General features: G+C 71.7%; 13 protein-coding genes. 7 read left to right on the top strand and 6 right to left on the bottom strand.

Annotation, left to right across the window (positions count from 1 at the left end; translation table 11 throughout):
- Positions 1–283: 283 nt before the first annotated feature.
- The gene (locus tag D7X96_RS13850; protein WP_147468300.1) at positions 284–640 is read left to right on the top strand and encodes a hypothetical protein; all 357 of its coding nucleotides are present in this window, start codon (positions 284–286) and stop codon (positions 638–640) included.
- A 166-nt stretch (positions 641–806) separates the two neighbouring features.
- Complete coding sequence (locus tag D7X96_RS13845; protein WP_121769919.1) at positions 807–2,294, top strand: serine hydrolase domain-containing protein; 1,488 nt, start codon at positions 807–809, stop codon at positions 2,292–2,294.
- A 19-nt stretch (positions 2,295–2,313) separates the two neighbouring features.
- On the opposite strand, the gene D7X96_RS13840 is transcribed toward D7X96_RS13845, so the two are convergent.
- Both D7X96_RS13840 and D7X96_RS13835 read right to left on the bottom strand, forming a co-directional pair.
- Positions 2,314–2,970 carry a metallophosphoesterase gene (locus D7X96_RS13840; RefSeq protein ID WP_121769918.1) on the bottom strand — a complete coding sequence of 219 codons (657 nt, stop codon included), beginning with the start codon at positions 2,968–2,970 and terminating at the stop codon, positions 2,314–2,316.
- An 85-nt stretch (positions 2,971–3,055) separates the two neighbouring features.
- Positions 3,056–3,916 carry a sigma-70 family RNA polymerase sigma factor gene (locus tag D7X96_RS13835; protein WP_120550858.1) on the bottom strand — a complete coding sequence of 287 codons (861 nt, stop codon included), beginning with the start codon at positions 3,914–3,916 and terminating at the stop codon, positions 3,056–3,058.
- A 305-nt stretch (positions 3,917–4,221) separates the two neighbouring features.
- Here D7X96_RS13835 and alr point away from each other — a divergent pair, with 305 nt between their 5' ends.
- Positions 4,222–5,433, top strand: a complete 1,212-nt coding sequence (alr, locus tag D7X96_RS13830; RefSeq protein WP_208647313.1) for an alanine racemase — start codon at positions 4,222–4,224, stop codon at positions 5,431–5,433.
- Here alr and D7X96_RS13825 read toward each other — a convergent pair whose 3' ends face one another.
- On the bottom strand, positions 5,434–6,468 hold the full coding sequence (locus D7X96_RS13825) for a lysophospholipid acyltransferase family protein (RefSeq protein ID WP_370450120.1): 1,035 nt from the start codon (positions 6,466–6,468) through the stop codon (positions 5,434–5,436).
- 98 nt (positions 6,469–6,566) lie between these two features.
- Here D7X96_RS13825 and D7X96_RS13820 point away from each other — a divergent pair, with 98 nt between their 5' ends.
- Positions 6,567–9,326 (top strand): M1 family metallopeptidase, encoded by a 2,760-nt coding sequence (locus tag D7X96_RS13820; RefSeq protein WP_121769916.1) that lies wholly within the window; start codon positions 6,567–6,569, stop codon positions 9,324–9,326.
- A 69-nt stretch (positions 9,327–9,395) separates the two neighbouring features.
- On the opposite strand, the gene D7X96_RS13815 is transcribed toward D7X96_RS13820, so the two are convergent.
- Positions 9,396–10,148, bottom strand: a complete 753-nt coding sequence (locus D7X96_RS13815) for an enoyl-CoA hydratase (RefSeq protein ID WP_121722481.1) — start codon at positions 10,146–10,148, stop codon at positions 9,396–9,398.
- An 11-nt stretch (positions 10,149–10,159) separates the two neighbouring features.
- A complete protein-coding gene (locus D7X96_RS13810) occupies positions 10,160–11,080 on the bottom strand; it encodes a ribose-phosphate diphosphokinase (protein WP_121769915.1) in 921 nt (306 codons plus the stop codon).
- A gap of 122 nt (positions 11,081–11,202) precedes the next feature.
- Between D7X96_RS13810 and D7X96_RS13805 the strand changes: the two genes are divergently transcribed.
- From D7X96_RS13805 to orn, 3 genes are all read left to right on the top strand, one after another.
- Positions 11,203–11,889 carry a phosphoribosyltransferase gene (locus D7X96_RS13805; protein ID WP_120550864.1) on the top strand — a complete coding sequence of 229 codons (687 nt, stop codon included), beginning with the start codon at positions 11,203–11,205 and terminating at the stop codon, positions 11,887–11,889.
- Positions 11,890–11,912: 23 nt separating this feature from the next.
- Positions 11,913–12,368, top strand: a complete 456-nt coding sequence (locus D7X96_RS13800; RefSeq protein WP_120550865.1) for an archease — start codon at positions 11,913–11,915, stop codon at positions 12,366–12,368.
- A 106-nt stretch (positions 12,369–12,474) separates the two neighbouring features.
- On the top strand, positions 12,475–13,026 hold the full coding sequence (gene orn / locus D7X96_RS13795) for an oligoribonuclease (RefSeq protein ID WP_014393105.1): 552 nt from the start codon (positions 12,475–12,477) through the stop codon (positions 13,024–13,026).
- Here orn and D7X96_RS13790 read toward each other — a convergent pair.
- A complete protein-coding gene (locus D7X96_RS13790; protein ID WP_121769914.1) occupies positions 13,023–13,391 on the bottom strand; it encodes a response regulator in 369 nt (122 codons plus the stop codon). The genes orn and D7X96_RS13790 overlap by 4 nt on opposite strands.
- Positions 13,392–13,480: the final 89 nt, after the last annotated feature.

Below are 13,480 nucleotides of genomic sequence, written 5' to 3'. Positions count from 1 at the left end.
CAGAGCCCCGGGGGCGGGCGGAAGATACTCGCAGCTCAAATCTTCAATCCATGTTCAAGCTTGGCTTAGCGCGTCAGGCGTCAAAGATTCGGAAAGCGGGGTTTCCGCGATGGAACTTTGAAAGGCTTTGGCCGTATCCCATCCAACAACAACCTGACGGGGTCATGACATGAAACGGTCATTTCGAGGCATGTGGATGGCCGCGGGCCTGGGGCTTCTGGGAGTCTGGGCTTGCGCGAGGGGTGGTGCACCGGCGGATGCGCCGGGCGCGGAGGAGCGTGCCATGGCGACAGCGGCTCGGGTGAGCGTGGATCTCTTCAGTGGCCGGGAGGCGCCCTCGTGGGCGCTGTCCGACGAGGACGCTCGCGCCCTGCGCGAGTCGATGGACGCGCTGCCCGAAGGCAAGCGCGCCCCGCCCGACCCGGGGCTGGGCTACCGGGGCTTCACGGTGACGTGGGCGGACGGTGCGAAGGCCACGGTGTACCGCGACGTGGTGCAGGTCGTGGAGGGCGGCCGTACGTCCTTGCACGAGGACGCGCCGCGCGCGGTGGAGTCGCGGCTGTTGTCCGCGTCCAAGGCGCACCTGGATCCGCAGCTGTTCTCGATGGTGTCTTCACAGGTGCAGGCGGCTCAACCCTGAACCCACGACAGGGCTCTACGGGCGCGCGGCGAAGCGCTGCCATATTGAAGACACTCGCGTTCGTCATGGCCAAACCATGACGAACGCGAGGAGTGGCCAAGGCCCAAGGGCAGTCATGACTTCGTAGGTTGACCTCCTGTCCCCGCGGGTCAACCCGGAGTCCGTCATGTCCCAAGCCGTCCCTCGCTTCGTCCCGGCGCTGTTCCTGGGCTGTTCGGCGGTCGTCCTGCTCACGGCGGCTGATGCGCCCAAGCCCGTCCCGCCCACCACGCAGTGGACGGCGCGGCCCTCCGAGTCCGCCCGCGTCGCGCGGGTGGAGGCGAGGCTCGCGCCGCTGGCGCTGCCGGGGGAGAAGCCGCAATCCCTCTCCGTGCGGCGCTGGATGGACCTGTACCGCATCCCGGGCCTGAGCGTGGCGGTCTATGACAAGCACGCGCGGGTGTGGAGCAAGACGTATGGCGTGACGCAGGCCGGCGGCAAGGAGCCCGTCACGCTGGAGACGCTGTTCCAGGCCGCGTCCATCAGCAAGCCGGTGACGGCGCTGGCCGCGCTGCGCGCCGTGGAGCAGGGGCAGCTGTCGCTCGACGCGAACGTCAACGACGCGCTGAAGTGCTGGAAGGTCCCGGACAACGGCTTCACGCGCGAGCAGAAGGTGACGCTGCGCCGGCTGCTCAGCCACAGCGCGGGCCTCACCGTGCACGGCTTCCCCGGCTACGGCGTGGGCGAGCCGCTGCCCACGCTCCAGCAGATCCTCGACGGACAGAAGCCCGCGAACACGGAGGCGGTGCGCGTGGACACGGTGCCCGGCACGGAGAGCCGCTACAGCGGCGGCGGCTACGTCGTCGTGCAGAAGCTCTTGATGGACGTGACGAACAAGCCCTTCCCTCGGCTGATGAAGGAAGCGGTGCTGGACCCGGTGGGGATGACGCACAGCACGTTCGAACAGCCGCTGCCTCCGGAGCTCGTGGCGCGCACCGCCTCGGGCACGCGCGCCAGCGGGGAGACCGTGGAGGGCCGCTGGAAGGTCTACCCGGAGCTGGCGCCCGCGGGGCTGTGGACGACGCCGTCCGACCTGGCGCTGCTCCAGCTGGAGGTGGCGAAGGCGAAGGCGGGCAGGTCGCAGCGCGTGCTGTCGCAGGCCATGACGCGGCAGATGCTCACGAAGCAGTCCGGGCCCTCCGGGCTGGGCTACAGGGTGGATGACGCGTCGGACCGCTTCGAGCACGGCGGGTGGAACGAGGGCTTCACCGCCACGGTGATGACGCTGGGGGACTCGGGCAGCGGCGTGGTGCTGATGGCCAACTCGGACAACGGCGTGCTGCTCTTCGAGCGGATCATCGCGAGCATCGCCGCGGAGTACGGCTGGAAGCCCGTGCCGGACCACCTGAAGTCGCCGGAGATGACGGCGGACCTGCTCTCACGCGTGAAGGGCGCGGACGCGGTCATCGCGTGGGCGCGGAAGACGAAGGGCGCGGGGCTGTCGCCCCAGGTGCTCGGCCAGGTGGGCTACGGGATGATGATGTCCGGCAAGACGGAGGAAGGCCTGAAGGTGTTCCAGGAGAACGCGGCCCTCTTCCCGGACGACCCGGAGGCGCAGGAGGGCCTGCGCATGGCGGCCCTGAAGGCCGGCAAGACGCCGGGCGCGAAGCCCTGAGCTACAGCGCCTACAGCGCCTACAGCGCCATGTACGCGCGGGCCGCGGGCACGGAGTAGAACCTCCCCTCCGGCAGGACGTACGCGGTGAGCTTGCCTCCGTAGACGCAGCCGGAGTCCAGGCCCACCGCGAACGGGTGCTTCTGCAGGCCGCGCATGGCGTCGTGGCCGAAGATGACCAGCTCCGGGCCCTTCCACAGGCTGCCCCAGGGCTCGCCCGCCTCCAGCCGCTTGGACGGCGTCCCGTCCGCCGCGATGCTGCGCAGGTTGAAGAGGAACTCCTCCCGCTGCTCCGTCAGCGGCACGCCCGGCACCAGCCCCGCGTGCACCGCCAGCACGTTGAGCTCCGGCAGGTGCAGGTAGGAGGGCAGGGTCTCCATCCAGGCCCAGTCCGCGGCGCTCAGCGTGTCCAGCACCTGGCGGTGCTCCGGCTTGAGCTTCTTGCCCTTGGCCGCGCGGCCTCCATGCCAGCGCAGCACGTGCGCGTCGTGGTTGCCCTTCACCGCCAGGAAGCCGTGCTCGCGCGCCCGCCGCACCACGCCGGCGGAGTCCGGCCCCTTCGCCACCAGGTCGCCCACCAGCACCACCCGGTCGCCCGGCTTCCAGTCACACGCCTTCAGGAGCGCGTCCAGCTCGGCGGAACAGCCGTGCACATCTCCAATGAAGAGCGTTCGCATCTCTCCCCTCTTTAACGCACTGGCCTCGAATGCCCCGCCCGGATTCTCGGGCACGTCGCGCGGGGACGGCCGCTCGCGCGCCGCGTTATTCGGGAGGCGTGCGCAACAGCCGGCTGAGGCTCACGTCCAGCTGGCTGGAGATGAGCCTCAGCACGCTGTCCAGCTGGGAGCGCGTCAGCCGCAGCCGCTCCGTCAGCCGCTGCCGCGTCCCGTCCAGCAGCTCCTCCTGCGCGCCCACCACCCAGCGTGCGGCCGTGGAGCGGTGCACGCCGTACAGCGCCCCCAGCTGGTCGATGCCCAGCCCGTCCAGGTACTTCAGCCGCAGGAAGTTGCGCTGCCGGGCGGACAGGGCCGCGAGCGCCGCCTGGAAGGACGCGCTGAACTCCGCGCGGTAGGTCTGCTTGAGGTACGCCAGCTCCGGGTCGTCCCCGGGCGCCACCAGCATGGACAGGTCGCCGTCCTCCGACTGCGCCTGTCCCGAGCGCTGCCGCTGCCAGTCCAGCGCCAGCCACAGCGCCGCCGCGCGCACCCAGCCCGCCAGCGGCCCGGTGCCCGGGTACGCCGCCAGCCGCGCCGGGGCCTCCGTGCTGCCCACCAGCATGCGCTGCCGCAGCGCCTGGCGGACCTCGTCCAGCCCGGCCGGGGGCAGCTTCAGCCGCGCCACCGCCGCGTCCACCTCTGGCATCAGGCGCTGCTCGAACGTGGCCAGCGCCGCGGGCACGCCGTCCGCCGCCGCCCGGGCCAGGTACACGTCCGCCATGTGCAGCCGGCCCCAGGCGTCCTCGTGGCCGTCCGCGGGGACCAGCCGGGCCAGGTGCGCCGCGAAGCGAGGCCCCTCCAGCGGGATGTCCGGCCAGGACTGCCGGGCGGATTCCAGGGCCTGGGCCAGCCGCTCCTGGAGGACGGGGAGGGCGCCTGCCGGCTCCGTCCTTCCTCGGGCGGTCATGAAGGCCTGGGCTAGGGGCAATTCCGGGGAGGCCACGGAAGGGACACTATCATCGGCCCCTGTCGCGACGCCGTCTCACCCGACATGTCGCGCAGCGGCTCCCACCTGTCAGGTGTCCCCCGGGACACGCTGGCGCGCCGCGCGTGTCCACCCGAGCACGCCCCTCTGGCCGTGGAGGGCGGGATTTCCTGGTGCGCCCTCGTCCGCCCGAGTGGCATCCAGCCCTGTGTGGCGCTCCGGCCACGGCCGCCCATGGCCTGCGCTTTGCTGGTAGAGGCGGGAGCGACGTGAGCGGGTGCGGAGGTGTGAACGTGCGGGATGTCGGAGCCGGGCCGGGTGATGCGGTGTACTCCTCGTGGCTGGAGGTGAGCGCGTCCCACCTCAAGCACAACGTGGCGGCGTTCCGCGCGCTGGAGTCCTCCGGTCCCACGCCCCGGGCGCTGGGCGCGGTGCTCAAGGGCAACGCCTACGGCCACGGCCTGGCGCAGGTGCTGCCCGTGGTGCACGCGGGCGTGGACGTCCTCTACTTCATCGCGCCGCAGGACGCGCTCACGGTGCGCGCGCACGAGTCCGCGCACGGACTGCCCGCACGGCAGGTGGTGGTGCTGGGCGCGGTGGCTCCGGAGGAGGCCGTCGTGCTGGCGCATCAGGGCATCGACGTGGTGGTGGCGGACCGCTCCTGGGCGGACGCGGTGCCCGCCCTTCGCGCGGCGAAGCTGCCGCGTCCCTTGCGAGTCCACGTGCACATCGACACGGGCCTGGGCCGCGAGGGCTTCACGTTGGATCAGCTGCCGCGGGAGACGCGGTTCCTCGCGGACGCGCCGGACGTGTTCGAGCCGGTGGGCGTGCTCAGCCACTTCGCCAACACGGAGGACGTGACGGAGCAGGCGTACGCGCTGGCGCAGCTGGACGCGTTCGAGACGGCGCTCGCGCACCTGTCCGCGCAGCTCAAGCCCGCGAAGCCGTTGCAGCGGCACATCGCCGCCAGCGCCGCCGCGCTGGTGCTGCCCCGGGCGCGCTACGAGGCCGCGCGCGTGGGCATCTCGCTGTACGGGCTGTGGCCCTCGCCGGAGACGCGGCTGTCCGCGCGGCTGGTGCTGGGGGAGCTGCCGGTGCTCAAGCCGGTGCTGTCGTGGCGGTGCAGGAGCCAGGTGGTGAAGTGGCTGCCGGCGGGCGCGTACGTGGGCTACGGCTGCACGTACCGCTGCCCGGAGCCCACGCGCATCGCGGTGCTTCCGGTGGGCTACTACGACGGCTATCCGCGCCTCGCGTCCGGCAAGGCGCACGTGCTGGTGAACGGGCGGCGGTGCGCGGTGCTGGGCCGCGTGATGATGAACCACCTGATGGTGGACGTGACGCGCGCCACCGCCGACGAGCGCCCGGTGACGGCCACGCTCCTGGGCCGCGACGGCGAGGAGTCCGTGTCCGCCGAGTCCCTGGCCGGCTGGGCGCAGACCATCCACTACGAGCTGGTGACGCGCCTGGGCGCGCACCTGCGCCGCGTGGTCGTGGAGTAGCTACTTCGACGGCGTGCCCTCGGTCAGGCCGGGGGACGGCGCCGTCGTGAGCGCCGGAGGCTGCACCTTCCAGCGGCGGTGCAGCCACAGCCACTGCTCCGGGTGCCGGCGGATGGCGCGCTCCAGCGCGGCGGTGACGCGCGCGGTGTGCTCGGTGATGGGGTCCGCGCACTCGCCGGGCTTCGGCGGGAGGATGGGACCCTCCACCTCCAGCTTGTAGCGCGCGCCCGGACCCGGGGGCCGCACGCCCATCACCACGAACACCGGCACGCCCGTGCGCTCGGCGGCCACCGCCATGGCGGGCGTCGTGGACGCGAGCCTTCCGAAGAAGGGCACGAACACGGCGGACTTCGCGGGCAGCGCCTGGTCCAGCAGCATGTACGCGGACTCGCCGCGGTTCACCGCGTCCGTAATCTCTTGAATCGCGCCCTTCGGGTAGATGAGCCCCGCGCCCGCGCCCAGCCGGTTCTCCGCGATGCGCGTGTTGAGCGCGCCCTTGAGCGGCCGCACCAGCGCGTTGAGCGGGATGCCCCAGCGGATCAGCATCTGGCCCACCAGCTCCCAGTTGCCGAAGTGCGCCGTCACCAGCAGCGCGCCCTTGCCCGTGGCCACGTGTGCCTTGAGCGCCGCGAAGGCCTCTTCCCCTTCGATGCCCTGCTGGTCCCAGTCCGGCGTCATGCGGTCACCGGACGGCAGCGACTCCACCACCACGCGCGCCATGGTGAGGTACGCGCCGCGCGCGATGTCGTGGCGCTCGGCCTCGCTCTTCTCCGGCATCGCATGCGCCAGGTTGTCCAGCGCCACCTTGCGGCGGATGCCCAGCGTGTAGGCCAGCCTCGCCACGAAGCGCGCGAGCGCGTCCCGCGCGTCCGGTGACATCGCCGTGAGCAGCGCCCAGACGCCGCGCGTCAGGAACGCCACGATGGGGCCGGGTGGTGAACCGATGATGCGGCGCAGGTGCTCCGGAGGCCGTTTCTCCTCGGGAGGGGTGTTCGTTTGCACTGGCAGCGGATGCGGGGAGAGGGGAGCGGACACGGCGGCGCACTCCATCGCGAAGACGACCTGACAGCAAGGCCACGCGCTGCTTGCACGTCGCTACCTTGCCAGGCCGCTCTGGTCCACACTGCGCGGCCATGCCCAACCTGCTCCGTCCGGTGGCCCTGGCCACCGCAACCTTCCTTGCGGCATGTGGTGCCCGTCAGGGCAACGCTCCCGCTCCTGGTGCCGTTGAAACGCCGCCCGCCGTCTCCGGGCCCAGCGCGGCCGCCGCGCCCAGGCCGCCCGCGCTGCGGCTGCCGGACGACGTGCGGCCCACGAAGTACGCCATCGTGCTGAAGATGGATCCGAAGGCGGAGTCCTTCGAAGGCACCGTGGACGTGATGCTGGAGGTGGCCAAGGCCACGAACGTCATCTGGATGCACGGCAAGGGCCTCATCGTGAAGGAGGCCACGCTGGAGCAGGCGGGCGTCACGCAGACGCTCAAGCCCTCCTCCGCGGGCGAGGACTTCCTGGGCCTGACGCTGGACAAGCCGCTGGCGGTGGGCGGCGCGAAGCTGCACCTGACGTACACGGGCACCGCGTCCGAGCGCGAGACGTCCGGCGCCTTCCGCGTCAACGAGGGCGGCGACTGGTACATCTACACGCAGTTCGAGCCGCTGGGCGCGCGCCGCGCGTTCCCGTCCTTCGACGAGCCCGGCTTCAAGGTGCCGTGGCAGCTGACCTTCCACGTGCCGGAAGGCAACGTGGCCGTCACCAACACGCCGCAGCTGGCGGAGGAGAAGGGCGCGGACGGCTGGCACATCTACCGCTTCGCCCCCACGCAGCCCCTGCCCAGCTACCTCATCGCCTTCGGCGTGGGCCCGTTCGACTTCCTGCCCGCGCGCGACGCGGGCCAGAAGCAGGTGAAGACGCGCATCATCACGCCGCGCAACCGCGCGAGTGAAGGCGCGTGGGCCGCGAAGGTGACGCCGGAAATCCTGGAGCGCCTGGAGGCGTACTTCGGCATCCCGTACGCGTACGAGAAGCTGGACGTGCTCGCGGTGCCGCTGATGGGCGGCGCCATGGAGAACCCGGGCCTCGTGACGTTCAACTCGCGCCTCATCCTGGCCAGGCCGGAAGAGGATGCCGTGTGGCGCCAGCGCGCGTTCGCGGGCACGCAGGTGCACGAGCTGGCGCACCAGTGGTTCGGCGACCTGGTCACCATGGCGTGGTGGGACGACCTGTGGCTCAACGAGTCCTTCGCCTCGTGGATGACCCCGCGCATCCTGGAGTCCTGGCAGCCCACGTGGGACGCGCCGGTGGAGCGCGTGCAGGACCGCAACGGCGCGCTGGACGCGGACAGCCTGGTCGCCGCGCGCTTCATCCGCCAGCCCATCCAGGACGCGGGTGACATCCAGAACGCCTTCGACGGCATCACCTACGGCAAGGGCAGCGCGGTGCTGGCCATGGCGGAGACGTGGCTGGGACGCGACGTCTTCCAGAAGGGCATCCAGCGCTACATCCGCGCGCATGCGGGCAGGAACGCCACCGCGAAGGACTTCCTGGACGCGCTGTCGCAGGAGTCCGGCAAGGACGTGGCCCAGGTGATGAACAGCTTCCTGGACCAGACGGGCGCGCCCTTCATCACCGCGACCCTGCTGTGCGACGGCGGCAAGCCGCGCGTGGCCCTCACCCAGGAGCGCTACGTGCGCCTGGGCTCCAAGGCCCCGGACGCGCAGTCGTGGAAGGTGCCGGTGTGCGTGAAGTACCCGGGCGCGTCCAAGGACGCCACCGCGTGCACGCTGATGACGGACACCCAGGCGGAGGTCGAGCTGCCGGAGGCCAAGGCGTGCCCGGCCTGGGTGTTCCCCAACGCGGAGGGCGCGGGCTACTACCGCATGCGCCTGTCCGACGACACGCGCGCGAAGCTGATGAAGTCCGGCCTCACGAAGCTGTCGCGCGCGGAGCGCGTGGTGCTCCTGAGCGACTCGCTGGCGCTGGCGCAGGCGGGGCTGATGCCCGCGGCGGACGCGCTGCCGCTGCTCTCGGGCGTGGCCGAGGACCCGGACCGGCAGGTGCTGGAGGCGGGCCTGGAGTTGATGGACCTGGTGTCGTCGCGGCTGCTCACGGAGGCGCAGGACGCGGACCGCGCCCGCTACGTGCGCGACACCTTCGGGCCGCGCGCGCGCAAGCTGGGCTTCAAGCCGCGCGCCGGTGAGAGCGAGGACCTGCGCCTGCTGCGTCCGCGCCTGCTGGAGCTGGCCGGCAACGAGGGAAATGATCCGAAGCTCGTCGCCGAGGCGCGCACGCTGGCGGAAGCGTGGCTCAAGGACCGCAAGGCGGTGGCCCCGGACGTGGTGGGCGCGGTGCTGTCCATCGCGGTGGAGCACGGCGACGCGGCCCTGCACGGCAAGCTGATGGAGGCCCTGCGCGGCGAGACGAGCCGCTACCAGCGCCAGCAGCTCCTGGGCGGCCTGTCCCACGTCACCGACCCGAAGCTGGTGAAGGCGAACCTGGAGCTGCTGCTCGACCCGAAGCAGGACATGCGTGAGAACCTGTGGCTGCTGATGGGCGCGTCCCGCGACGCGCGCACCCGCGACACCGCGGTGGAGTTCATGAAGACGCACTTCGACACGCTGGTGGGCACCGGCGACAAGCCGGGCCTGATGCCGGAGGGCATGGGCTCGCGGCTGCCGTACATGGCCGCCGGCTACTGCGACGCGGGCAAGCGCAAGGAGGTGGCCGCCTTCTTCGAGCCCCGCACGGACAAGGTCCCCGGCTCCGAGCGCGTGCTGCGCCAGGTGCTGGAGATCGTCGACCAGTGCATCGCGCTGAAGCAGGCCCAGGGCGCGAGCATCGGCGCGTTCCTCTCCAACAAGGCCAAGACGCCGCAGGCGCCGCCCGCGCCTCGCTAGGGACTTGAAACGACGCCGGGTCCGCGTGACATGCACGCGGACCCGGTGGGTTGAGGCCGTTGCGCGAGGTTACTTCCGGCCGCGCGACATGAAGGACATGAAGGCTTCCTTCGCCTCGTCGGAGGTGAGGCGCTGGACGAACTCGGCGCCCTCGCGCTTGAGGGCGGCGTCCACCTGCTCGCGCAGCGGGCCGCGGATGAGCGCCTTGGTCACCTTCAACGCCTGGGCGGGACGCTGGGCCAGGGCGCGGGCGCGCTCGGTGGCCACTTCCTTCAGCTGCGCCTCCGGGACGGTCTTGTTGATGATGCCGGCGCGCAGCGCGGTGGCCGCGTCGAACGGGTCTCCGAAGAGCAGCAGCTCCGACGCCAGCGCGAAGCCCGCCGCGCGCGGCAACAGCAGGCTGCTGGCGCCTTCCGCGCACAGGCCCAGGTTGACGAAGGGCATGGCGAAGCGCGCCTTCTCCCCGGCCACCACGTAGTCGCAGTGCAGCAGCATGGTGGTGCCGATGCCCACCGCCGCGCCCTCCACCGCGGCGAGCACCGGCTTGCTCATGGCGGCCAGCGCGCGCAGGTAGCGGAACACCGCGCTGTCCTCGCCCGTGGGCGGGTGCTCCAGGAAGTCGCCAATGTCGTTGCCCGCGGTGAACGCGCCGCCCGCGCCGGACAGGAGCACCACCCGGACGTCGTCGCGGCGCTCCGCCTCCTGGAGCGCGGCGGTGGCGGCCTCGTACATGGCGTGGGTGAAGGCGTTCTTCTTCTCCGGCCGGTTGAAGGTGACGGAGAAGACCCCGGCGTCGAGCTGCGTCAGAAGCGTGTCGGACATGGCCGGGCAGACTAACGCGCGTCGGGCCGCAGTGCGCGCAAGAGCAGCGGGGCCAGCGTCACCACCTGATGCGGGAAGGGCAGGGGCTCCCGGGGCTCCACACTGTCCGTGCTGACCAGCCGCTTCACGGGCACGCCGTGCAGGCGCTCCAGCGCGGGGCCCACCAGGAGGGCGTGCGTGGTGGCGAGGATGAAGTCGTCCACGCAGCCCTCGCCCTTCAGCTCCTTCGCCGCCGCCGCCAGCGTGCCGCCGGTGGACACCATGTCGTCCACCAGGATGGGGCGCATGCCGCGCACCTGGCCCAAGAGGCCCAGCGTCTCCACGTCGTTGCCGCTCAGCCGCGCCTTGTGCACCACCGCCCACGGGCGGCCGAGCAGCTTCGCCAGCGCCTCCGCGCGCTTCACCGCGCCCAGGTCCGGCGCCACCACCACCGTCGTGTCGGAGACATGGGGGCGCAGCGCGTCCGCCAGGAGCGGCAGCGCGGACAGGTGCTCCAGCGGGGCGCCGAAGCAGCCCTCCAGCGCCGGGTTGTGCAGGTCCACGGTGAACACCCGCGTGAAGCGGCCATGGGACACCATGTCGGCCACCAGACGGCCACCCAGGGGCTCGCCGGGCCTGGCCCGCCGGTCCTGGCGCGCATAGCCCACGTACGGAATCACCGCCTCCAGCGACGCCGCGCCCGCCCGCCAGCACGCGTCCGCGAGCAGCAGCAGCTCCATCAGGTTCTCCCCCACGGGCGGCGTGGAGGACTGGAGGACGACGACGCGGCGGCCGCGCACCTCCTCCGGGGGCACTTCGATGTGCAGTTCTCCATCCGGGAAGCGCTCGCGCTTCACTCCCACGGGGTCCGTGCCGAACGCCTGGGCGAGCGAACGGCCGAGGTGGGGACTGGCACTACCGACAACGAGGGCGATGGGCGTCATGGTCCGCACCCTAGCGCGGGAGCCGCTCGTGGTGCCCTGGCCCCCCGGGCGTGCCGCCAGGAGAGCCACTGAACGTGCCTCCGCCGCCGCGCTCGAGGGCGAAGAGCACCTTCCGGGGTGGAGGCTGGCCAATGCGTTTCCGGGACAGGGCGGAGGCGGGACAGAAGCTCGCGGGGGTGTTGACGCCCTACCGCTCCGGGGACGTGTGTGTGCTGGGGCTGACACGCGGCGGCCTGCGCGTGGCGTACGAGGTGGCCCGGGCGCTGGGAGCCCCCCTGGACCTGTGGGTGGCGCGCAGGCTGCGCGTGCCGGGGAGCCGCCTCTCGCTGGGCGCGGTGACGGAAGGGGGCGGGCTGTTCCTGGATCCGCAGGCCGCGGTCCAGACGAAGCTGTCCGGGGACGTGCTCCAGCGCTTCGTGCACCAGGAGGTGGACGACGTGGAGCACCAGGCCCGGCAGCTGCGCGGCGGCCTCACGCCCCGCATCCGGGGCTGCACGGTGCTGCTGGTGGATGACGGGATGGTCACGGGCGCCACCGTGGCCGCGGCGCTCCTGGCGCTGAAGCAGCAGGGCGCGCGCCAGCGCGTCGTGGCGGTGGGCGTGGCGACACCCAAGGCGCTGGAGCGCATCCGCGGCCGCGCGGACGCCGTGCACGCGCTGACGCTGGACCCTGGCCTGCGCGACGTCTCCGAGGCCTATGACACCTTCCCCGCGCTCACCCAGGACGAGATGCGGCGCTGGCTCACCCGCGCGCGGGAGGCCCATCCCGCCCGGAAGTCGGACGTGGCGCCGGACCTGTCCGGCGGTTGGTGGTTCTGACGACGAGGACATGAGGAGGACGTATGGACGTGGACACCGTGCACGCGGAGGACCGCAGGCCCCGGACGCACTGGGAGCACTTCACGCGCGACGAATTGCTCGGGGTGCGCGGCGTGGGCCGCTCCATGGAGCAGGCCTTCGAGATGGCGGCGCTGGCACTCTGCGCATGGGTGACGGACCCCCGGAGCGTGGAGGCGCACGAGGAGCTGGAGGTGGCCTGCCAGTCCGCGGACCACGAACAGCTGCTGGCGGACTGGCTGCGCGCGGTGGTGGGCGCCATGGCCGGACGGCGCCTGCGCTTCCAGTGCTTCGTGGTGCGCCTGGATGGATTGAACCTCTTCGGCCACGGCTTCGGTGAACGCGCGGGGCAGGCTCGCCATGGTGCCTGCGTAGCGGTGACGGGCGCGTCGTTCACGCGGCTGTCCGTGCGCCAGGAGCCGGAGGGCGTGTGGACCGCCGAGGCGCTGGTGGACTTCTAGGACCGCGGGCAGGCACAGCGGGAGGATTCGTCCACGACACAGATGCGCCGGGGCTCCGGGCTGCTATAGGGACACTTCCCTCTTCGCGACCAGGACCCTCCGGAAAATGGCTTCTCGTGACATCCGCTTTGTGTGGCTCGACCTGGAGATGACGGGCCTGGACCCCAATACCTGCGGCATCATCGAGGTGGGCATCATCGTCACGGGTCCGGACCTGCGGCCCCTGGGAGAGTTCGAGCGCGTCGTCTGGCAGCCGGAGGAGATGCTCCAGCGCATGGAGCCCGTCGTGCGCGAGATGCACACGAAGAACGGCCTGCTGGAGAAGGTGCGCGCGTCCACGTCGTCCCTGCGCGTGGTGGAGCGCGAGGTGACGTCCTTCATCGCGGACTACTGCGACCTGGGCGAAGGCATCCTCGCGGGCAACTCCATCCACACGGACCGGCGCTTCCTCATCGACCACATGCCCATGGTGGACCGCTACCTGCACTACCGCATGGTGGACGTGACGAGCCTGAAGGTGATCACGCGCGCCTGGTACCCGGCGCTGGTGGAGCCGCGCAAGCCGCCCAGCGGGCACACCGCGCTCGCGGACCTGCGCTCCAGCATCAGCGAGCTGCAGTACTACCGCGACGTCCTCTTCCGCGCGACGCCGGGCTAGGCGCGAGGCCCGTCCGCGGGCAGCTGCTTCTGGATGGTGCCCAGGAGGTCGTCCAGCTCGAAGGGCTTGGCGAGGAAGTGGGAGCTGGCGCGGCGCTCCTCGTCCGTGAGGCGGCCCGCGCTCATGACGACCACGGGCAGGTCGCACAGGTCCGGGTGGGCGCGGATGCGGCGCAGCAGCTCTCCGCCGTCCATCACCGGCATCATCAGGTCCAACAGCACCAGGTCCGGCTTGGCCGCCAGGAGCCGCTGCAGGCCTTCGTCACCGTTGTAGGCGGTGACGATGTCGTAGCCCTCCAGCGACAGGATGTCCTCGAGCGCCTCCACGATGGCGAGCTCGTCGTCCACGATGAGCAACCGCTTCATGCGCGGCCCCCCTCCACCGTCCGTGCACGGCCCGGGACCCCTGCCAGCCGGGAGGCCGGGGGTGGGAGGGACGGAATGCGGGCGGGGTG

The organism is Corallococcus interemptor (assembly GCF_003668875.1).
GTDB lineage: Bacteria > Myxococcota > Myxococcia > Myxococcales > Myxococcaceae > Corallococcus > Corallococcus interemptor.
This window is presented reverse-complemented; position numbering and strand designations above follow the sequence as displayed.